The sequence below is a fragment of the Rhizobium sp. 57MFTsu3.2 genome, from assembly GCF_012932765.1.
Classification (GTDB): Bacteria; Pseudomonadota; Alphaproteobacteria; order Rhizobiales; family Rhizobiaceae; genus Rhizobium; species Rhizobium altiplani.
This window is the reverse complement of the sequence record NZ_JDWI01000007.1, coordinates 202,335-222,698: the sequence shown is the minus strand read 5'-3', so window position 1 is coordinate 222,698 and position 20,364 is coordinate 202,335. Positions and strand designations below refer to the sequence as shown.

At 60.7% G+C, this 20,364-nt stretch carries 18 protein-coding genes; 7 read left to right on the top strand and 11 right to left on the bottom strand.

The window, feature by feature from the left end; genetic code table 11:
* Window positions 1–316: 316 nt before the first annotated feature.
* The 5 genes from AF71_RS10780 to AF71_RS10760 form a co-directional block, all read right to left on the bottom strand.
* Window positions 317–2,215, bottom strand: a complete 1,899-nt coding sequence (locus AF71_RS10780; protein ID WP_025659423.1) for a potassium transporter Kup — start codon at window positions 2,213–2,215, stop codon at window positions 317–319.
* Window positions 2,216–2,233: 18 nt separating this feature from the next.
* Complete coding sequence (locus tag AF71_RS10775; protein WP_025659424.1) at window positions 2,234–3,208, bottom strand: magnesium transporter CorA family protein; 975 nt, start codon at window positions 3,206–3,208, stop codon at window positions 2,234–2,236.
* Window positions 3,209–3,609: 401 nt separating this feature from the next.
* On the bottom strand, window positions 3,610–4,764 hold the full coding sequence (gene apbC / locus AF71_RS10770) for an iron-sulfur cluster carrier protein ApbC (RefSeq protein ID WP_018856945.1): 1,155 nt from the start codon (window positions 4,762–4,764) through the stop codon (window positions 3,610–3,612).
* Between the two features lie 517 nt (window positions 4,765–5,281).
* Entirely contained in the window at window positions 5,282–6,013 is a 732-nt protein-coding gene (locus tag AF71_RS10765; RefSeq protein WP_018856944.1) for a LuxR family transcriptional regulator, read from the bottom strand.
* A gap of 190 nt (window positions 6,014–6,203) precedes the next feature.
* Complete coding sequence (locus AF71_RS10760) at window positions 6,204–6,998, bottom strand: IclR family transcriptional regulator (protein ID WP_018856943.1); 795 nt, start codon at window positions 6,996–6,998, stop codon at window positions 6,204–6,206.
* A gap of 103 nt (window positions 6,999–7,101) precedes the next feature.
* Here AF71_RS10760 and AF71_RS10755 point away from each other — a divergent pair, with 103 nt between their 5' ends.
* The 5 genes from AF71_RS10755 to AF71_RS10735 all read left to right on the top strand — a co-directional run bounded on the left by AF71_RS10755 (window position 7,102) and on the right by AF71_RS10735 (window position 11,170).
* Window positions 7,102–7,872, top strand: a complete 771-nt coding sequence (locus tag AF71_RS10755) for an SDR family oxidoreductase (protein WP_018856942.1) — start codon at window positions 7,102–7,104, stop codon at window positions 7,870–7,872.
* A complete protein-coding gene (locus tag AF71_RS10750) occupies window positions 7,872–8,789 on the top strand; it encodes a 2-dehydro-3-deoxygalactonokinase (RefSeq protein WP_169681314.1) in 918 nt (305 codons plus the stop codon). The genes AF71_RS10755 and AF71_RS10750 overlap by 1 nt, the downstream gene beginning before the upstream one ends.
* A gap of 15 nt (window positions 8,790–8,804) precedes the next feature.
* Entirely contained in the window at window positions 8,805–9,437 is a 633-nt protein-coding gene (locus AF71_RS10745; protein WP_018856940.1) for a 2-dehydro-3-deoxy-6-phosphogalactonate aldolase, read from the top strand.
* 5 nt (window positions 9,438–9,442) lie between these two features.
* Window positions 9,443–10,330: an SMP-30/gluconolactonase/LRE family protein gene (locus AF71_RS10740; RefSeq protein ID WP_169681312.1), complete on the top strand. Its 888-nt coding sequence runs from the start codon at window positions 9,443–9,445 to the stop codon at window positions 10,328–10,330.
* Window positions 10,331–10,561: 231 nt separating this feature from the next.
* Window positions 10,562–11,170 (top strand): PRC-barrel domain-containing protein, encoded by a 609-nt coding sequence (locus AF71_RS10735; protein ID WP_169681310.1) that lies wholly within the window; start codon window positions 10,562–10,564, stop codon window positions 11,168–11,170.
* 58 nt (window positions 11,171–11,228) lie between these two features.
* On the opposite strand, the gene AF71_RS10730 is transcribed toward AF71_RS10735, so the two are convergent.
* Window positions 11,229–12,587 (bottom strand): EAL domain-containing protein, encoded by a 1,359-nt coding sequence (locus AF71_RS10730; RefSeq protein ID WP_025659431.1) that lies wholly within the window; start codon window positions 12,585–12,587, stop codon window positions 11,229–11,231.
* Between the two features lie 123 nt (window positions 12,588–12,710).
* Window positions 12,711–14,432, bottom strand: coding sequence for a response regulator (locus AF71_RS10725; RefSeq protein ID WP_169681308.1), 1,722 nt, complete (start codon window positions 14,430–14,432; stop codon window positions 12,711–12,713).
* A gap of 176 nt (window positions 14,433–14,608) precedes the next feature.
* Here AF71_RS10725 and mutL point away from each other — a divergent pair, with 176 nt between their 5' ends.
* Together mutL and AF71_RS10715 are read left to right on the top strand one after the other, a co-directional pair.
* Window positions 14,609–16,423: a DNA mismatch repair endonuclease MutL gene (gene mutL, locus AF71_RS10720; protein WP_169681306.1), complete on the top strand. Its 1,815-nt coding sequence runs from the start codon at window positions 14,609–14,611 to the stop codon at window positions 16,421–16,423.
* 67 nt (window positions 16,424–16,490) lie between these two features.
* Window positions 16,491–16,721, top strand: a complete 231-nt coding sequence (locus tag AF71_RS10715) for a DUF2093 domain-containing protein (RefSeq protein ID WP_007530431.1) — start codon at window positions 16,491–16,493, stop codon at window positions 16,719–16,721.
* Between the two features lie 31 nt (window positions 16,722–16,752).
* Here the strand turns inward: AF71_RS10715 and lpxK are convergent, their stop codons facing one another.
* The 4 genes from lpxK to AF71_RS10695 form a co-directional block, all read right to left on the bottom strand.
* Window positions 16,753–17,793, bottom strand: coding sequence for a tetraacyldisaccharide 4'-kinase (lpxK, locus tag AF71_RS10710; RefSeq protein ID WP_169681304.1), 1,041 nt, complete (start codon window positions 17,791–17,793; stop codon window positions 16,753–16,755).
* A gap of 106 nt (window positions 17,794–17,899) precedes the next feature.
* Complete coding sequence (locus AF71_RS10705) at window positions 17,900–18,613, bottom strand: HAD family hydrolase (protein ID WP_018856933.1); 714 nt, start codon at window positions 18,611–18,613, stop codon at window positions 17,900–17,902.
* A gap of 13 nt (window positions 18,614–18,626) precedes the next feature.
* Window positions 18,627–19,946, bottom strand: coding sequence for a lipid IV(A) 3-deoxy-D-manno-octulosonic acid transferase (gene waaA / locus AF71_RS10700; protein WP_018856932.1), 1,320 nt, complete (start codon window positions 19,944–19,946; stop codon window positions 18,627–18,629).
* A 141-nt stretch (window positions 19,947–20,087) separates the two neighbouring features.
* The gene (locus tag AF71_RS10695; RefSeq protein WP_018856931.1) at window positions 20,088–20,333 is read right to left on the bottom strand and encodes a DUF4170 domain-containing protein; all 246 of its coding nucleotides are present in this window, start codon (window positions 20,331–20,333) and stop codon (window positions 20,088–20,090) included.
* Window positions 20,334–20,364: the final 31 nt, after the last annotated feature.

Sequence of the window (20,364 nt, the reverse complement as noted above, 5' to 3'; positions counted from 1 at the left end):
CACGCAGATGTCGAAGGACGATTTCGATATGTCGATGCCGATAAAGCGGCTAGTATAGGTCATGAGGCGATGTCTCCCTTATACGCGAGCGCGAAGCTCTCTCAACGGTTCGACGAAGCCTCGAAATGCGCAAAGGGTTCTGCTTTTTTACGAACGAAAGTTCAGGCCCGCTAGGACCAACCGCTCTGCGCATCGTCACTGCGGTGTTGCAATCACCTCAATGGCAAACGAGGCCGGTGCATCATAACCGATGCACCGGCCTCGCAATGTATAAGCCCGGCGGATCGCCGGGCTTTTTAGAAGCGCATTTGCTCTTCTAGATAATGACGTGCGAGCCGAGTTCCACCACGCGGTTTGCCGGCAGGCGGAAATAGTCCGACGGATTGGCCGCGGCATTGGCAAGCGCGATGTAAAGACGGTCCTGCCAATAAGGCATGCCGGACTTAGCATCGGGAACGAGCTTGCGGCGGCCGAGGTAGAATGAGGTCGACATGATGTCGAACTTCAGGCCGGTCTTGCGCAACGTCGCCAAGGCCTGCGAGACGTTCTGCGACTCCATGAAGCCGAACATGAGCTCGACGCGCGAAAACCGCTCCGAGATCTGCTCGACCTTGTAGCGATCGGCGCTCGCAACGCGCGGCTTGTTGATGGTGCGGATCGTGAGGATTACGTTCTTGTCGTGCAGAACGTGATTGTGCTTCAGATTGTGCAGCAAGGCCGCGGGCGCCGATTCCGGATCGCTCGTCAGGAAGATCGCGGTACCGGGTACCTGGGCGGGCGAATGATCGCTCTTGCGCTCGATCGAGCTGACAAAAGAGGCGAGCGGGATATCGGTGTGGCGCGTCTTCTCCATCAGGAGGGCCGTGCCGCGACGCCAGGTCCACATGAGGATCGTAAAGGCGGTCGCCATCAGGATCGGAATGTAACCGCCGTCGTGGATCTTCAGCAGGTTTGCACCCAAGAAGATCATTTCCAGGCAGAGCAGCGGGGCAAGCGCCAACGTGGCGACCGGAATCGACCAGTTCCATCGCGCGCGCACGAACTCGAAGGCCATGATCGAAGTGACGACCATCGCGCCCGTAACCGAGATGCCGTAGGCAATGGCCAGCGCGTCCGACGTCTTGAAGCTGATGACGAGGAAGATGACGCCGACGAACAGCAACGCATTAACGGAGGGCAAGAAGATCTGCCCGGTATTCGTCTCCGAGGTGAAGAGGATTTCCATGCGTGGCAGGAAGCCGAGGTTGATGCCCTGGCGGACGAGCGAGAAGGCACCGGTGATGACCGCCTGGCTGGCAATGATGGTGGCCGCGGTCGCGAGAATGACGGCCGGCAGCAGCGCCCATTGCGGAAAGGCCAGGAAGAACGGATCGGACACGGCCGCGGGATTGCCGAGCACCAGAGCGCCCTGCCCCAGATAGTTCAGTGTCAATGCCGGGAAAACCAGCACAAACCACGCCCACTGGATCGGCCGGCGACCAAAGTGCCCGAGATCGGCATAAAGCGCTTCGGCACCGGTCACGCTTAGGAAGACCGCGCCAAGCACGACCACGCCGTAGAACCCCTCATGCAGCAGGAAGCTAACGGCATAGTAAGGGTTGAAAGCGGCAAGGATGCCAAAGTCATCCGAGATGTGAGAAATGCCGGCGGCCGCCATCACGATGAACCAGAGCGCCATGATCGGCCCGAAAAAGCGGGCGACGGCCCCGGTCCCTCGAGACTGGACGACAAATAGCAGAGCCAGGATGAAGACCGAGATCGGTACGATGTAGCTCGTCAGAGTTGGAGCCACGAGCTTCAGACCTTCGACAGCCGATAGCACCGAGAGAGCCGGCGTGATCATCGCGTCGCCGAGGAACAGCGCCGCGCCCACCAGGCCAAGCAACATCAGCAGCGCGGTATGTCCATTTGCCGTCTTCATCAGCAACGCCAGCAGGGAAAGCGTGCCGCCTTCGCCTTCGTTGTCCGCACGCAGCAGGAAGAGCACGTACTTGATGGTGACGATAATGGTCAGGGTCCAGATCATCAGCGAGATGAGGCTGATCACCTCGAAGCGGGTGAGGCCGTCGACCATGACGGGCTTCAGGGCTTCGCGGAACGCGTACAGCGGGCTGGTACCGATATCGCCGTAGACGACGCCGATGGAGCCGAGCGCAAGGTAGGCCAGCTTGCGCGGCTTCATGTGTCGTTCGTGTGTATGGCTACCTTCGTGCATGAAATGAAAACAGGCTCTTCAGAGCCAGCCTTTCCATCGGAAAAAGAAGAAGGGAATGACGGCGGACAGCACCATTAGCCCAATCGAAAACGGATATCCGTGGGCATAGTGCAGTTCCGGCATAAACTCGAAATTCATACCGTAGATGGAGGCGACCAGCGTCGGCGGCAAGAACACCACGGACGCGATCGAAAATATCTTGATGATCGAGTTCTGCTCGATGTTGATCAGGCCGAGCGAGGCGTCGAGCAGGAACGTGATGTTGCCGGCGATGAAGGAGGCATGCTCGTTGAGCGACTGGATGTCGCGCGAGACCGTTTTGCACAATTCCTTGGTGTCGCGATCCTGCTGAACGGCCGGGATGGTGAAGAAAAAGGTCATGAGGCGGGACAACGAGGCGAGGCTGTCCCTGACCTTGCTCACAATGCGATGATGGCCCGCAATGTCCCGGAGCTTCTCTTCCAGATAGTTCGACGGCTTGCGCACCTTCCTGGCGCGATCGCCGAAGACATGCGTCGACAGGATGTCGATGCGGGCAACGGACTGCTCCAGTATCTCGGCAGTGCGATCGATGATCGTTTCGAAAAGCTTTGCCAGCAATGCGGCACCGCTGCGCCATTGCTGCGGCACGCGGTGGAGCGCGGCAATGAAGAGCGCAAAGGATTTGGGCTGCGCGTAGCGGATCGTGACCAACCGCTTGCCGGCGAGGATGAATGCCACGTCGGTCAGCGTCGGTGCATCTGTCTCGGCTTTCCAGACGAGGGAAGCGGTCATGAAGACGGCATCGTTTTCGACGTAGAGACGGGCTGACGGCTCGATGTCCTTGAGATCGTCTCGCGTCGGAACCTCGATGCCGAGAGCTTTCTCAACGAAAAGCTCCTCTTCGCGCGAAGGCTCGATCAGGTCGATCCACATCACATCGTCGCGTAACGTACCCCGCGACAGGTCGCCAACGTCAACCGACTTGCAATTGGAACAGTAGGCCGTGATCACCGGTTGGGCCTCCGGCAATCCGGGCTTGTTGCGCGCATCGCTGTTTTCATCGAAAGCCCTTCCGCGGCGCGCCGCCTGCGAGAGCGCGCGGGGTGCAAGTTCCCGATCTTAATGAAAGCGATTGAAGAAAGTTCATACGACTCCTGGCACATCCGGCAACCGCCAGGATATGCAACGTGCTCAACCGCATCGCAGTCACCAATCCTTCGACCAAGATAACTCCGACCATGCAGCTGACCGCCCCGGCGGGGTGGCCATCATCGAGCATTCGCAAAACACCGCCTCATGGCGACGGCGCGCCATATGACGGAAAGCTGCGAAAGAATCAAGACATCTTACGCTTACTGCGCCGTTTCACCACATTTCCTCCGCAATTGGGAGTCTAGCGGCAGCGAAGCATTTCACTCGAAAACAATCTCCGGTGCGGCCCGCTGCGGCTGCCCGCCGAGCTGCTGCCAGACCTTGGTCGCGATGTCGCGATAGATGCCGGCAACAATGCCGTTCGGCTCCGTCGCGACAAGCGGCGTGCCGGCGTCGGACGTCTCACGAATGTTCATCGTCAGCGGTACTTCACCGAGGAACGGAACGCCGATGCGCTCGGCTTCCTTGCGAGCCCCGCCATGACCAAAGATATCGTAGCGGGTACCGGTATCGGGCGCGATGAAATAGCTCATGTTCTCGACGATGCCGAGCACGGGGACCTCGACCTTCTTGAACATGTTCAAGCCCTTGCGGGCATCGACGAGGGCGAGATCCTGCGGCGTCGAAACGATGACGGCGCCCGCCAGCGGCACCTGCTGCGCCATCGTCAACTGCGCATCGCCGGTGCCGGGCGGCATATCAACGACAAGCACGTCCAGTTCGCCCCAGGCCACCTCACGCAGCATTTGCATCAATGCCGATTGCACCATGGGGCCACGCCAGATCATGGCGGTCTCCTCATCGACGAGGAAGCCCATCGACATGACCTTGAGCCCGTAATTCTCCATCGGGTTGATGATGCGCCCATCGATTTGGGTGGGGCGGCCGGAAATCTTCAGCAGCCGGGGCATCGAGGGGCCGTAGATATCGGCGTCGAGAATGCCGACACGCAAGCCATTTGCCTGGAGGCCGAGCGCAAGATTGACGGCCGTCGTGGACTTTCCAACGCCCCCCTTGCCGGAGGCGACGGCGATGATCGCGCCGATACCGGGAACGCCGAGCTTGCCGGCGCGCGGCTGCTGTTGCGGGGCGTGCGCAGGGCCATGATGGTCATGCCCGGCCTGCGGCTGCGGGCGCGAGACCGGCGCCGAGCCGGAACCGGCCTTCTTGTCTGCCGTCAGCGCAACCAGCGCTCCCTTGACGCCCGGCATTTCCTTGATGACCCGTTCGGCAGCCAGACGAAGCGGCTCGAGCTCCTTAGCCTGATCGGCCGGAACGGTGATGGAAAAATAGACTTTGCCGTCGGAAATGAAGACATCAGACACCATACCGAGCTCGACGATATCATGCTCGAGATCGGGGCCGCGTACGGTCTTCAGCGTTTCGAGAACCTGTTCCTTGGTGACGCCCGTCATTCCATCCTCACTGCCTGTGTTTGGCATTCTAGATAGAGGAGCGCCGCCTCTTCGCCAAACAAAATCGGCGATCGGGACCGCATTTGAGGAGACGAGGCTCGCCGGAAGGCCACTATGTCCACCAAGTCCGCCGGGCTTTCGCCCTGATGGTCACAACAGCCTTCCAGGATAGCGAGCTAAGCCTTGCGAACTAGAGCAAGCGTCACAAAAGGCCAGCGCAAAATGCCCATGGGAAGAGCAAGCGTGAGGGATGCCGTCGGCGGCGTGTTCTAAAGGCAACAACCGCCGCCGACGCCCTACGCCCGAGGTCGGGCCTGTGGCATCGGCTGGCGGTATGCAGGCCGCGCCGTTTATCCGGCGTCGTGCCAGGTCCCCTCTGGACCGCTGAATGTAAGCAAGCAGAAAACATGCCAATTGGCAAACCGCCAGCAATGCCGGCGCGGCATGGCGCCGGGGTCGTCGGAATTGGCGAGAAATTGGGCGCGAATGATTGGCAAGCCCACAATTTGCGCAACGCTTACTTTATGAGACCGATCCGCAGCGCCTTGGCGACTGCCTGCGTCCGGTTTGCCGTATCCAGCTTTTTTGTCGCGCGGTTCAGGTAGTGGTTCACCGTATGCTCGGACAGGGTGAGGATTTCGGCAATCTCCACACTGGTCTTGCCAGCCGCGGTCCAGTTCAGACAATCGATCTCCCGATCGGTCAAGGTATCGGTGACGCAGTTGTCATGGTTGCGGATCTCCGCCAACCGGTCGAAGACGTGGATGGAGATATAGTGGAGTTCGCGCATTTCTTCTGCGGTGAATGCCTCGCGATCGCCTGAGAATGAAATGGCGCCACGACCGCCTGAGGGCTCGTGGGTTGGAAAATAGGCGCAACGCATCATGCGAAAGCGTTCGAAAAGTGCCTTGACGATGCCCGCCTTCCCGTCGGGGCGATCCAGTTTCGCTTGCGACACGTCATTGAAGAAGGGCGTTGTCGAAGTCCGAAGCCTCTTCATGACCGGGCTATTGGCCACAAGCCCCTCGTGGTCGTAGGCAGCCAGAAGTTCCACCGGCCAGCTCGAGATGACCGTGCTGCTCTGCAGGTCCCGTGCTGTCACGGAAGGAAGATTGAAAACCATAAAGGCCCGCGCCCGATAGGCTTCCGTTACCTTCTTCATGAAGCGGAAAATATCGAACTGCGTTTTCAGTCCGGCGATCTCGCTAACGTGTACGTCCACGGAAGATCCTGGCTGCGATGAAGTCATTTACTTGTTCAACTCAAAAAAAGATGGAAGCCTGATGGGCGGCGACGCCTCCGCGCCGTCCCTAGTTTGTATCGCCGGTGACGATCTACCAGCACATACACCCCAAGGCGGGGGATTGACGAGCATCAATTGTGACGATTCGTCAGAAAATCTCAATATTGTGCTTTAGGCCAAGCCGGCCGTCAGCAGTTCAGCGACGCGGACCAAGCCCGATGCGCATCGCCTCCATGATCCGTTCAGCCGACTGCTGGATCGGAGCCGCCCATTCCGAAAGCCTTTCCATAGTGAGCCTGTAAGCCGGACCAGTCACGGAAACGCCGCCAACAAGCGACTGAGTTTCTGACCAGATCGGCGCAGCAATACAGCGAATCCCGACCTCGTGCTCCTCACGGTCGAAGGCATGGCCCTGCTCCCGTATCTGCTCGATCTCAGCAAGAAGCGACTCGGCCGTATGGGTGTTTGCCGTGAACCGATGGAAGGAGAGGTCCGCCACCAAGGCCCTGACCCGCTCTCTGGGCAGGATGGAAAGGGCCGCCTTGCCGACGCCGGTGCAATAGACCGGTGAGGCGTTACCAATCTGCGAATACATTCTGACGGGCTGCTGCCCTTCGAACTTGTCGAGGTAGATGATCGAGGTGCCGCGCAGCACGCCGAGATGGACCGTTTCACCAGTCAAATTCTGGAGAGCCTTAAGATGTGGCTCCGCAACCAGACGAAACTCGTTGCGCGCCCAACTGCGAGACGCGAAGTCCAAAAGCCGTAAGCCCGGCGAGTATCTGCCCTCCGCATCGATCTCGAGCAGGCCCTCCTCCACGAGATGGCTGAGTTGGCGGTGGACCGTACCACGCGGCTGATCGGCAACTGCCAGTATATCCGTGAAGCGCATGGGACCGTCGGCGTGGGTCACCAGGTCGAGAAGGACCATCAGCTTGCCGAGGGTGCCCGTGTCGCGCCTCTCGGGCGCACTCCCTTTTGCCGCACTCATTGTTGCCTCAAACGCCTTGACAGAAATGCCAGGGTAGTCGGATAATTCCACATAGTCAAATTAAGTTCCAAATAATAGAACAACCGAAAGCCGGGAGGAAATAGTGACGGGTATTGTTGCGCAGTTTCCGGAATTCAGGGACCGCACGGTCCTGATCACGGGAGGCGGATCAGGCATCGGGGCAGCGATTGTCGAAGGCTTCGCCCGACAAGGCGCCAAGGTTTCCTTCATCGACATCGCGGAAACGGAAAGCCATGACCTCGTCGCGAGGCTGTCGCGCGACACCTTGCATCCCGTTCGCTTTCATAAGGCCGACCTTCGCGATGTCGCCGCCATCCGCAGAACAGTCGACGAGGTTGTCGCTCACTCCGGTCCGATCAGCGTGCTCGTCAACAATGCCGCCCGCGACGACCGGCACGATTTCGAAACGGTGACCGAGGAATATTGGGACAACAACCAGGCGACCAACCTGCGGCACGTCTTCTTCACCACGCAAGCCGTCGCGCCCTCGATGCGTGCCGCTGGCGGCGGCGCGGTGATCAACATGTCGTCGATCGCCTTTCTCCTCAACATGCCCGAATTCCCGGCCTACACGACCGCGAAGGCCGGCGTGATCGGGCTGACGAAAAGCCTGGCCGGCAAGCTCGGACCGGATAACATCCGCGTCAATTGCATTCTGCCCGGCATGATCGTCACGGATCGCCAGATGAAGCTTTGGCTGACCGAGGACGGCATTGCGCAAACGGTGCAGCGCCAATGCATCAAGAAGGTTCTGCACGCCGATGCGATCGTCGGTCCGTGCCTGTTTCTGGCGTCTAGCTGCGCGGCAGCGATGAGCGCACAATCTCTTATTGTCGATGGAGGCATTTTCTGATGGCGGATCCCGCTTATGTCGCGGTGGATTGGGGAACGAGCAGTTTTCGGCTCTGGCTGATCGGCAAGGATGACAGCGTCCTGGCCGAAAGCCGTGGCAATGAAGGTATGACGACGGCAGCGAAGACCGGATTTGCCGAGGTTCTCGCCTCGCACTTGGGCAAGGTAAATGCGCCGGAAAATCTTCCGGTCATCATCTGCGGCATGGCAGGTGCGAAACAGGGATGGGTCGAAGCGGGCTATGTCGATGTCCCGGCATCGCTATCCTCGATCCTGACCGGCGCCGTATCCGTCCCCGACCAGAGCCGGGACGTCCGCATCCTGCCCGGACTTGCACAGAGGGATCCGGCGCGGCCAGATGTCATGCGCGGCGAGGAAACACAGCTCCTCGGTGCGCTTGGCCCGCAAAGCACTGGGTCGCAGGCGGTCTGCATGCCCGGAACGCATTCGAAATGGGTGCATGTCAAGAATGGTCGTGTCTCCGGTTTCTCCAGCTTCATGACCGGCGAACTTTTCGACGCGATCTCCAAGCACACGATCCTGTCGCATGCAATCGCCGGTGCCGATCAGAGCCCGGCGGACGAGGCAGCCTTCGGGAGCGCCGTAAAAACGGCCTATGACCGACCCGCGATGGCGACCAACCTCTTCTTTACCGCGCGCTCGGGCCAGTTGCTGCATGGTCTGACCGCTGCGGCCGCGCAGGCGAAGATATCCGGGACCCTGATCGGCCTGGAAATCGCGGGCGCGATGTCAGATGCGGGGACGGGCGTCGACGTCACTCTCGTCGCCGCCGGCCGGCTGCAGGGCCTTTATGAAGCGGCCTTCAAGGCATTATCTTTATCCTACAACACCATTGATGCTGACACGGCCGTCCGTGGCGGCCTTGCTGCCGCCGCCAAAACTATTTGGCCGAACTGAGAAAGTACCAAAGCGATGAACCGCATCCCCTTTCCTACGATGAAGCGTCCACTGATTGCCATTCTACGTGGCATCAAGCCTGAAGAAACCGAAGGCGTGGTCGGCGCACTGATCGAAAACGGTCTGACCGCCATCGAAATCCCGCTGAACTCGCCCGAGCCGTTCAAGTCGATCGAGATTGCCGCAAAGATGGCGCCGGCCGATTGCCTCATCGGGGCCGGGACCGTGCTGACGACCGAGGCCGTCGACAGCCTCCATTCGGCAGGCGGCAAACTGCTGGTCACGCCGAACGTCGAGCCCGAGGTCATTATTCTCGCCCGCAACTACGGTATGGTGACGATGCCGGGCGTCTTCACGCCGACGGAGGCATTGGCGGCTGCCCGCGCCGGCGCAACGGGGTTGAAGTTTTTCCCCGCCAGCGTTCTCGGACCGTCGGGCATCACCGCTATCCGCGCAATTCTGCCGCCGGAGCTCGTGATTGCGGCCGTTGGTGGTGTTTCGGACAAGAATTTCTCCGATTACACCAAGGCTGGCATAAATGCCTTCGGCCTCGGCACCAGCCTCTACAAGCCGGGAATGACCGCCGCAGAGGTTGCCGAGCGTGCCAAGGCGACCATTTACGCCTATGACGCAGCCGTAGGAGCTTAAGGCATATGACGGAAATTCATGAGTTCGCGGGCAGGACACTCTGCAGCACCAACTCTGTGCTTGGTGAGGGGCCGACCTACGATCCGGACACCAACACGGTCTGGTGGTTCAATATTCTCGGCAAGGAGTTGCACGAGCTGAACCTTTCGACGGAAGAGAAGAAGGTGCATGCGCTGCCGATGATGGCGAGCGTGCTCGCCCGGGTCGATCCTGAGCGGCAGCTGCTTGCGACCGAACGAGGCCTTTTCATTCGCGATATCAAGAGCGGCAATCTGACCTTCTATGCAGCTCTTGAAAGCGACAAACCGGAAAACCGCTCGAACGACGGCCGCACCCACCCCTCCGGCTCGCTCTGGATCGGCACGATGAGCAAGCGGGCGGAAAGCCGCGCAGGCGCCATCTACCACGTCGCCGGCGGTCGCGTAACCAAGATATTCGATGGCATCAGCATCCCGAATTCGATCTGCTTCTCGCCGGATGGAACGATGGGCTACTTCACCGATACACGCATCAGCCGGCTGATGCGTGTGATGGTCGATCCGCAGACCGGTCTCCCGACAGGCGAGCCGATCGTGCTTGTGGACACGATGGATGAGCCGGGTGGCATCGACGGCTCGGTGGTGGATGCCGACGGATACATCTGGAATGCCCGTTGGGGTGCCGGTACCGTCGATCGCTACAGCCCTGATGGACTGCGCATTGCACGCTACAAGGTGCCGGCGGCACAGCCGTCATGCCCTGCCTTCATCGGGACAAACGGTGACCGCCTTGCCGTCACCACGGCGTGGGAGGGGCTCGATGAGCATGCCCGCTCGATGCAACCGCAGGCGGGTTCCCTGCTCGAACTGGATGTTACGGTGAAGGGCGTTTTCGACCCGGTTTACGTGATGTGAAGAACCATAATCAGGCTTCACGGGGCGCCATTTGGCGCCCTTTTTTGTCGACCGAACCCCGCGTGGCCATACATCGTATGAGCTAAAAGTTCCGTGGAATTAGCAATTTTTGCGCGATTTTTTTCGGGAACCAATTGAAATCCCGTTCATTTCAATAGGGAACCGGCCGCAAACGCCGAGCATGGCGGGAGCGGGCTAAAGATCCCTCAGGAACGCAAAGGTAGGTTCAAAATGACAAGCAAACTCCTGAAGACCGTTGCCGCTAGCGCGCTGTTTGCCACGGCTTTTGCACCGGCGGCATTCTCACAGACTCAGCCGGCAACACCAGGCGCTCCGGCAACACGGGCCGCACCGGCCGACCCGGCAGCTCCGCCGAAGGTCCCGGACGCCACAGCACCGATGGACAACGCCGCTCAGGCTCCGGCGCCGGCCGCAACGGCTGACACCGCGCAGGCGAGTGGTGGATATCTAACGGAGCAGGCCGCCGATCAGATCAGTGCCAACACCTATATTGGCCAGTCGGTCTACACCGGCCAGAACGAGAGCATCGGTGAGGTCAACGACCTGATCATGAAGGAGGACGGCGGCCTGGTCGCAGCGATCATCGGCGTCGGCGGCTTCCTTGGAATCGGCGAAAAGGATGTTGCCGTTCCGATGGATAAGATCACCGTCGCTCAGAACACGCAGGACGGCACAGTGAAGCTGACCACGTCCGAGACCGCAGAAACGCTGAAGGCGGCTCCGCAGTTCAAGACGCTTCAGATGATTGCAGCCGAGAAGGCCCCTGCGCCTGGCGGTACAACGGATACCACGGCCACGGGTTCAACGACGAACAAGTAAGATGCTGCGCAGTGAGTACCGCGTAACCGGTGGCGTCCGAAAGGGCGCCATCGGAGTTTCAGGCGCTGACGCGATCAGACGTGTCGTAGTAGTTCTCGTGCAAGAACCGGAGCGTGGCAATGCTGTCAGCGGGCTTGCCGAAATGGTAGCCCTGCCCCATACCGCAGCCGAGCGAACGCAGCTTGACGGCTTCCAGATAGTCCTCGATCCCTTCGGCGACCACTTCCAGGTCGAGCCCCTCGCACATGGTTAGGATCGCCTTGATGATGTGCTCCGAGGCGCGATCGGAATTGATGCGCGACACGAAGGCGCGATCGATCTTGATCTTGTCGAACATAAAGTCGCGGAGGCGGCCGAGGCTCGATTGACCCGTCCCGAAGTCATCCAGCGAAATGCGCACGCCGGCCTGACGGAGATCCGCAATGATCCGGTTTGCCGTGTCGGCCGAGCCCATCACCGCAGTCTCGGTGATTTCGAGTTCGAGCCGGTGCGGATCGAAGCCGACACGACCGAGGATCGACAGGATGCTGCTGCTCGTCCCCGGATCCATCAACTGCGCCGAGGAGAGATTGAAGGAGAGGAAAAGTTCGCGCGGCCAGGAAAGGGCAGCCTCGGCCGCCTTGCGCAGGAGCGCCTCGGACAGCGCATCAATGAAGCCGCGCTCCTCCGCCAGCGGGACGAAAACGCCCGGTGATACAAAGCCAAGATCAGGATCGTTCCATCGCGCCAGAGCTTCAAAGCCCACGACCTGGTTATTGGAAAGTGCGACGATCGGCTGGAAATGCACGTCGATCACATCGGAGATGATGGCATTGCGCAGCGCCTGTTCCAATTGCGTCGCGCGCTTCATTTCCTGGGCGATCTCGCGGGAATAGACGGTGATCTGGCCACGGCCGCGGCGTTTTGAACGGTAGAGCGCGGTTTCGGCGCTTTTCAGCAGTTCGTCGAATTCCTCGCCCGCGAAGGGATAGATCGAAAAGCCGAAGGATGCCGACAGCCGCACATTGCGGTCGCCGAGATCGTACGGCGCCGACAGGACTTCGCGTATCATCTGGCCGAACTTCTCGGCGCTGGCCCGCTCGAACACCAGCGGCAGGACAAAGGCAAATTCATCGCCGTCATGACGCGTCACGAGGGCACCGTCGGGAATGCAGGCCTTCAATCGATGGGCGACCTGGCAGAGAATTTCGTCTCCCGCCGATGAGCCAAAAAGATCGTTGATCGGCTTGAAGGAATCGAGATTGGCGATGCCGATCGTAAATGGTGCTGGATCGCTCGCGCGTTCGGCTGAGATCTGGGCAATCCGGTCGCGCATGCGGTAGCGGTTGCCGAGCCCGGTCAGTGGGTCGGTATAGGCCATTGTCTGAAGTTCATTCTGACTTACGGGCACCAGAGGCATTTCAGCCGACATCATCATTCAGACCCAGACTGCACCAACGGCAGGAAGGATGGCGGGCAAGTCTTAAGAATTCGATAGTGGATCGGTCACGTTGGAACCGTGTTTTGTCCCAAGATTTAGGGAGTTGACGAGCTTTGTTCGTCACATGCTGGCCTGTCTGATGTCCTGGGCAAGGTACTGTTGAAAGATCCCTTGAAGAATATCTGGGCTTACCGGCTTCATAATTACGTCGTCCATTCCAGCCTTTGCGCACTCAGCTCGATCGCGCTCGAAGGCTTGCGTCAGAACACCGATGATCGGCGTTCTTGCACTGCCGCCTTCCTCTGTCTGGCGGATCAGCCGCGCCGCTTCGAAACCGTTGAAGCCCGGCAGAGAGATATCCATCAGGATGATTTTCGGCTGGTGCTCTGTCCAGAGGCGAACGGCTTCGTCGCCGCTTGGGGCGATCATGTAACGGTAGCCGAGGCCTTCGAGAATCTGCGAGAAAACGATCTGGTTGATGTCGTTATCTTCGGCAACGAGCACGTCGAGCGTGTTCGCCTCCTCCACGGCAGTGATTTCCCAGTCGGTGTCAATGCCTTCGGCCATCTGGCCGCGGTTGCTGCGGTTGAAATGACGGGCGATCTGGAAGGTGAGCTCATTGGCGAGCTGGAAGCCGTCCATCGCCAGTGCCGGGATGCCGTATTGCTCGGCGAGCTCGAGGCAGCGCATGCCGAGCTGGTTGTCGATCACGAGCAGGTCGAGCACGATGCCGGACGAGCTCGCGATTTCCAGGAACTGTTCCTCCTCGTCCTCGCCGCGAACCGAGCAGGCCTCGAAACCGTATTTGGCGAGGGTCCGCAGGGCCGCGCCTTCTGCCACGACATCCGATGTCACGACGAGGATCTTGCGACCGGAGAAGTTCTCCGGGACGATCGCCTCCATTGCCGCCGGCTCGCGCCGTTCGCCGTTTCCGCTCATCGGAACATAGGCGCGCCGATAGGAATTCTTGCTTGACGTCGTGACCGTCGATGCGAACCGGAACTCTTCTAGATCGTCGCCGTCGCGCGGCAGATCCTGCATGGTCGAGACAAGAAAATAGCGCCCCGGCTTGCCGATCCGGTGCTTGCGCGTGACGATGTCGCGTTCGACGCCGTCGCGGGAGACCTGCCGCTGACGGGAAATCGACATTTCGCCCGTCTCCAGAACATGACGGTCGCTTTCCTCGAAACGCTGGGCGACATCCGCGGAGAACAGGTCGCTGCTCTTGCGGCCAAGCACTTCATCGACCGTCGTCTGATACTTGTCGCAGAAGGCGATGTTGACGGCGACGTAATTCAGATTGCGGTCCTTGACGAAGAGCGGGAACGGCAGGTTGTCGAGGATATCCTCCGTGAGCTGCACACGCTCGAGATCGGAGCGCCACTGTTCCTCGCGCTTCTTGTTCTCGGAAATGTCCTGGATGACGCAGACGCCGTAGCCGCTCGCAAGGCGCCGCTTGCCAAACCTGATCCACCGATCCGCACCATGCCGCTCGACGGCCTCGAAGCGCTCGCGCCAGTGCGAGGCGATCTTCTGGGACAGCCAATCCTCACGGCTCATCGCACCTTGGTTTCTGGCCGACTGCGTGCGGATGCCGGTGTCGTAGATGGCGCCCAGGAAGTCCCGCAACCGCCTCCCCGGCTTCAGCATCGCCGCCGATATCGGAAAGAAATCGAGAACCTGGCGGCTCGCAAAGACCATGTGGTCGGTCTTGTCATAGACGATGAATGCGGCGCCCAAGCTCTCGCATACCGCGTCAAACAGCACCGTCTGCAGGCTTGATTCAGCCGGCATTTCGCTGCTTACAGATGATGTGTCCGCTTGTTCGAAGCCGGCACTCATTCCTACGCGTCCCACATCTGTCCGATTTAAACCCAGTCCTCGGAATAAGTTGCAAAATGGCACCTTTGTCTTAAGGCGCGCTTAATATTAAGCAGCCGGAATTAGGGCGTGCAGAACGGAAAGGCGGTGGCGCTTTCGCCCTTCCCTCGGACCCGCGAATCCAAGAGAATAGGCGCATGGCCATCAGACAGCTTTCAGAGACCCTCATCAATCAAATCGCCGCCGGTGAAGTCATCGAGCGGCCCGCGAGCGCCGCTAAGGAGTTGATCGAAAACGCCCTCGACGCAGGCGCGACGCGCATTGAGGTTGCGACGTCGGGCGGCGGCAAGAGCCTGCTGCGGGTTTCGGACAACGGGTCTGGCATGGATGTTGCGGATCTGGAGCTTGCCGTACGACGCCACTGCACCTCGAAGATCTCACATACGCTGGACGATATCCGCACGCTGGGTTTTCGCGGCGAAGCGCTGCCATCGATTGGCTCGGTAGCCAGGCTCAGCATTTCGAGCCGCCGCCGGGACAGCGCGGGCGGCAACGAAATCGCCGTCGAGGGCGGGAGAATTACACATCTTCGCCCCTCACCCGGCAATCCGGGCACGATCGTCGAAGTTCGCGATCTCTTCTTCGCGACGCCGGCCCGCCTGAAATTCCTCAAGACGGAAAAGGCCGAGGCTGCGGCGATCACCGAGGTCGTCAAGCGCATGGCGATTGCCTTCCCCGGGGTGCGCTTCGTGCTCTCGGGGACTGATCGAACGACGCTGGAGTTGCCGGCGACGGGTGACGATCATCTGGCGCGGATGGCGCAGATCCTTGGCAAGGATTTTCGCGACAATGCGATCGAGATCGATGCGGAGCGGGAGGGCATATCTCTGACAGGCTTTACCGGCGTGCCGACCTTCAATCGCGGAAACTCGGCCCACCAATATGCCTTCGTCAACGGACGCCCGGTGCAGGACAAGCTGATCCTGTCGGCGATCCGCGGCGCCTATGCCGAGACCATCCCAGCCGGGCGTTATCCGGTCGCAGTACTGTCGATCAGGCTCGATCCGGCCCTTGTCGACGTCAACGTGCACCCGGCCAAATCGGATGTGCGCTTTCGCGACCCGCAACTGGTGCGCGGCCTGATCGTCGGCGCCGTGCGCGAGGCGCTGGCGCGTGACGGCAGCCGGGCAGCCACAACGGGTGCAGACGGCATGCTGCGCTCCTTCCGGCCCGGTTTCCAGCCTGGCGCCCAACGGCCCCAACAGCCTTGGTCGGCGGCGACCTCGCCATCGCGTCCATTCCACCAGGCTGCAAACGGCAGCTTCGGCGAACGGCCGCAGGCCTCCTTCGACGGCCTTGCGACGCCGACGGCCCGCAGCGACATCGCCCCTACCCCAAGAATGCCGGTTGCGCCGGAAGAGCCGCCACAGCGCTATCCGCTGGGTGCCGCCCGGGCGCAGATTCACGAAAATTATATCGTGGCGCAGACGGATGATGGCCTCGTAATCGTCGATCAGCACGCCGCGCATGAGCGCCTAGTATTCGAGGCGATGCGCAAGGCGCTGCATTCGAAACGGCTCGCCTCGCAGGTGCTCCTCATCCCCGAAATCGTCGATCTGCCGGAAGAGGATTGCGATCGGCTTATGCAGTTTGCCACCGAGCTTGGCGAGCTGGGGCTGGCCATCGAGCGCTTCGGCTCCGGCGCGATCGCCGTGCGTGAGACACCTGCCATGCTGGGAGAGGTGGACGCCACGGGACTTATCCGTCAGCTGGCGGACGAGATCGCCGAATGGGATACCGCCTCCGGCCTGTCGGCCAAGCTGGAATATGTTGCAGCGACCATGGCCTGCCACGGATCCGTGCGTTCGGGCCGACGGCTGCGACCCGAAGAAATGAACGCCCTTCTCCGTCAAATGGAAGTTACTCCCGGCTCAGGGCAGTGCAACCACGGACGACCGACCTATATCGAGCTCAAGCTCTCGGATATTGAACGGTTGTTCGGCCGTAGCTGAAAAAGCTGGAAAAGGCCGCTGCGGCGCGTTATGGCAGGGGTATGACAGCCTGCAAGGAATGGAGCGCATGAACTTGTTCGAAGGAAATGGAAACCGCGAAGCGCAGATACGCTATCTCGATGCGGATTTTCAGATCCTGTCGCCGGGCTCCTACGTCGTATGTGCAATTACCGGCAAGCAGATCCCGCTCGACGAGCTGCGCTATTGGAGCGTCGCGCGCCAGGAGCCCTACGCCGATGCCGTAGCCTCGCTGGAGGCTGACAAGCGCGCTGGCGTTTTGCCGAACCAGAAGCGCTGACGCTGAACACCGGCACCCCGAGATTTTCCGATTAGGCCTTCCGCCCTTCCTTCAAGCGCCGGTCGCGGCAGGCATTGATGGCCCGATCGATGATGAGACTTGGCGCCAGAGCATCCTCGAAGGCCATCTCCACCTCAATCACCCGGCATTTCGCCGCGAGTTCCTCGGCTTTGCCATGATGGCCGGCGAGCCGGACGAAATCCTTCGACGTCGTGACAATCTGAAGGCCGTCGCTCTCTGCCGTTGTCAGAATGTCGTCGATCTCGTCATCGGTCAGATGCTCGTGATCACCGAACGAGCGGCGAGCGGCGATATGCCCGCCGACGGATTCGACGGTGCGGAAGAATTTCGACGGATCGGCAATACCGGCAAAGGCCAGCACGTTGCGGCCGGAAAGATCGGCGCTGTCGCACACCTTCAGGGAAGCCGTGAAATAGGGTTTGGCGGCGCGCGCCGCGATCCGAACGATATTGTCGGCCGCTTCGCCCCCGCCAACCTTCAAAAGGGCTGTCGCGTAGCGCAACTGCTGACGGATGGGCGCGCGTACAGGACCACCGGGAACGATGTGGCCATTGCCGAGGCCACGCGTGGCGTCGATGACGAGCAACGCATAGTCGATCGCCAGGCGAGAGCTCTGAAAACCGTCATCCATGATGATCAGGTCCACGCCTTCCTTGACGAGGCGCTGGGCCCCTTCGACACGGCGGCGGGAAATCACGGTGAGCGCCTCTCGAGCGAGAAGCAGAGGTTCGTCCCCGACAGCCAGGGCGCGGTGATGAACCGGATCGACAACAGTCGTGACATCGAGGGAACCGCCATAGCCACGGCTCAGAAAACCAGGCTTCAGCCCCTTTGCCTTTGCCGCGCGGGCGATCGTCAGCGCCGTCGGCGTCTTGCCGGCGCCGCCGACGGTGAAATTGCCGACGCAGATAACGGGCACGGGAACCGAGGCACGCTTGGCGTTGGCCATCCGATAGCCGGCCGCACGCCCATACAGGAAGGAAATCGGATAGAGCGCCCAGGCACGCCAATCGGCTTTCGACCACCAGAAGGGTGGCGCTTCGGATACCATTTTCCCCGCCCTGCCTTTCGGACCCCGAGCGTCATGCTGACGGGCTGTGTCCTCGACCGGGCGGAAAGAGAAGGTAAATTTCAAGAAAAAGCAAGCCCTTGGTCAATCAAGCAAGCTGACGGTCGGGCAGCAGGCCTTCAAGCTCGGTGATGTCGTTCAGGCAGTAATCGGATGCGGCAGCGAGCGTTTCACGCGATCCGGTGCCAGTCAGTACGGCCACGGTCACGCCGACCTTGGCGTTGCGGCCCATGTGCAGATCGTGGTTGTTATCGCCGACAACGGCGACCTCGGAGGGATCAAGGCCCGTCGCCGTGCAGAAACCAAGCACCATGCCCGGTTCCGGCTTGGTGCCGAAGCCACTATCGTATCCGGCCACATAGTCGATGAAGGGCGCAAAGCCAAAGCGCTGGGCGGTTTGCCTGATCGAGCGCTCGTTGTCGCTCGAGGCGACACCGAGGCGAAAGCCGCGTGCATGCAGCCGACCGAAAAAGGCGGCCAGATCAGTGACTGCTACGGAAAACTCGGCGGCATGAGAAAAGAGCTCGTCCAGCTTGATCGTCAGCTCGATCACGTCGAGCATCGAGCCGGCCGCGACGAGCCCCTCCGAAATCTGGCGCGTGTTGCCGGCCGCCAGCAGACTGTCGGGAACGATGTGGCCGCTGACGGGATCCATGCCGCAAGCCAGAAGCAGCCGGTCCGCGAGTTCGGGATCGCCTTCCGAAGCGATGCGCGCTAGCTCGCGGTTCACCGGCAGCCAGCTCTCGTCGTAGTCGAGAAGCGTGCCGTCCTTGTCGAAAAGTATTCCCTTGATTGCCTTCATAGCCGCCCTGCCCTCAGCGCTGCAAAGCCGCCTTCGGCAGCAGCCTCGCCTTCACGGTGAGCGGATTGATATAGGGCTCCAAGCCCTTCACTGTCGCCGTCAACGCGCCCCGCATTTCTTGCACGGCGCCGATCCCGGCTTCGATCATGGTGCGACGCGCTCCGTCGTTGGTGAGCAAATAGTGGACGCCCTTGGCAAGCATCTCCGTATCGCGGACCATGCGCGCGCTGCCGCGCCGCGCCAGCTTCTGATAGGCTTCGCGGAAGTTCTGCACGTTGCTGCCCGACAGCACCGCGCAACCGAGCATCGCCGGCTCCAGCGGATTTTGCCCACCTTCGGCAAACAGCGAGCGCCCGACAAAAGCAACCTCCGTCAGGCGCAGGTAGAGGCCCATTTCGCCGATCGTATCGCCTAGGAAGATATCGACATCAGGGGCCAACGCATCACCGCGCGTGCGGCGGGCGACCTTGAGACCCAGCTTGACGAGCTCGGCTTCGATGTCGTCGGCGCGTTCCGGATGCCGCGGCACGATGATCGTCAACTGCTCGTCCCGCTCCTTCAGCGCCCGATGGACGATGCCTGCGGCCTTTTCCTCACCGTCGAAGGTGGAGATCGCTGCCCAGGTCTTGCGGCCGCCGAGCTGCTTCTTGTAGTCGGCGAATACCGCAGCATCGTAAGGCGGGGCGTCGGTATCGACCTTGAGATTGCCCGACATCATGACGTGGCGCGCGCCGAGATCGCGGAAGCGCTCGGCATCGACATCCGATTGCGCAATAACAAGCGCCAGGTTCTCGAACAGGGCTTCCGCAAGTGCCGGACGCCGACTCCATCGCGCGAAGGAGCGGTCCGACATGCGCGCGTTGACGAGGATCTGCGGGATGCGGCGGCGGCCAAGTTCCATCAGGGTCGCCGGCCAGATTTCGGACTCAGCGATCAGTACGCAGTCCGGCTGCCAATATTCAAGGAAACGGCTGACGGCGGGCTTGAGGTCGAGCGGCACGTACTGATGGATCGCTTCGTTGCCGATGCGCTCAGCGGCCAGCTTGGCGGACGTGATGGTTCCGGTGGTCAGAATGACGTGGATGTCGCGGCGGCGAATTTCGCGGATCAGCGGAATGACGGCGTTGGTTTCACCGACGCTTGCGGCATGGAACCAGACCAGCGGTCCGGCCGGACGGTCGGCGCTGGCATAGCCCGAGCGCTCCAAACGGCGCGCACGGTCTTCCTTGCCCTTCGCGGCCCGATAGGCGAGGTACCCTCCGACGAACGGCGTCAGCAACGTTCCCGTTGCCTGATAGGCGCCCAGCGCAAACCGCGCCATGCGACCGCTCATCTGCCAAATCTCCGATCACAAATGATCGACATCAACCCATTCCCAATTATTGTTGCGGCCGCAATGGCCGATCAGTTTGTTCAGAATGCGTCAGGCAGTCAGTCGGCTCACGGCTGTTAGCGAGCCGCGCCCGGGGGAGGGTTACTGCGCAGACTTGCTTTCCGGGTCCAGCAAACGGTGCATGTGGACGATGAAGTAGCGCATATGCGCATTATCCACAGTCGATTGCGCCTTTGACTTCCAGGCCGTCAATGCCGTGGCATAGTCCGGATAAATGCCGACGATATCGAGATCCTTGAGGTCCCTGAACTGAACATCGTCCAAGCTTTCCAGTTCGCCGCCGAATACGAGATGCAAGAGCTGCTTTTTGCCGCCGGATTCCGTCATTTTCTTCTCTTTCTGCTCTATTCTCCTCCGC

Coding starts and splice junctions, on each gene's coding strand:
- AF71_RS10780 (WP_025659423.1), bottom strand. CDS start 2,215: ATGCACGAAGGTAGCCATACACACGAACGACACATGAAGCCGCGCAAG.
- apbC (WP_018856945.1), bottom strand. CDS start 4,764: ATGACGGGCGTCACCAAGGAACAGGTTCTCGAAACGCTGAAGACCGTA.
- AF71_RS10765 (WP_018856944.1), bottom strand. CDS start 6,013: ATGACTTCATCGCAGCCAGGATCTTCCGTGGACGTACACGTTAGCGAG.
- AF71_RS10760 (WP_018856943.1), bottom strand. CDS start 6,998: ATGAGTGCGGCAAAAGGGAGTGCGCCCGAGAGGCGCGACACGGGCACC.
- AF71_RS10750 (WP_169681314.1), top strand. CDS start 7,872: ATGGCGGATCCCGCTTATGTCGCGGTGGATTGGGGAACGAGCAGTTTT.
- AF71_RS10745 (WP_018856940.1), top strand. CDS start 8,805: ATGAACCGCATCCCCTTTCCTACGATGAAGCGTCCACTGATTGCCATT.
- AF71_RS10740 (WP_169681312.1), top strand. CDS start 9,443: ATGACGGAAATTCATGAGTTCGCGGGCAGGACACTCTGCAGCACCAAC.
- AF71_RS10735 (WP_169681310.1), top strand. CDS start 10,562: ATGACAAGCAAACTCCTGAAGACCGTTGCCGCTAGCGCGCTGTTTGCC.
- AF71_RS10730 (WP_025659431.1), bottom strand. CDS start 12,587: ATGATGATGTCGGCTGAAATGCCTCTGGTGCCCGTAAGTCAGAATGAA.
- AF71_RS10725 (WP_169681308.1), bottom strand. CDS start 14,432: ATGAGTGCCGGCTTCGAACAAGCGGACACATCATCTGTAAGCAGCGAA.
- mutL (WP_169681306.1), top strand. CDS start 14,609: ATGGCCATCAGACAGCTTTCAGAGACCCTCATCAATCAAATCGCCGCC.
- AF71_RS10715 (WP_007530431.1), top strand. CDS start 16,491: ATGAACTTGTTCGAAGGAAATGGAAACCGCGAAGCGCAGATACGCTAT.
- lpxK (WP_169681304.1), bottom strand. CDS start 17,793: ATGGTATCCGAAGCGCCACCCTTCTGGTGGTCGAAAGCCGATTGGCGT.
- AF71_RS10705 (WP_018856933.1), bottom strand. CDS start 18,613: ATGAAGGCAATCAAGGGAATACTTTTCGACAAGGACGGCACGCTTCTC.
- waaA (WP_018856932.1), bottom strand. CDS start 19,946: ATGAGCGGTCGCATGGCGCGGTTTGCGCTGGGCGCCTATCAGGCAACG.
- AF71_RS10695 (WP_018856931.1), bottom strand. CDS start 20,333: ATGACGGAATCCGGCGGCAAAAAGCAGCTCTTGCATCTCGTATTCGGC.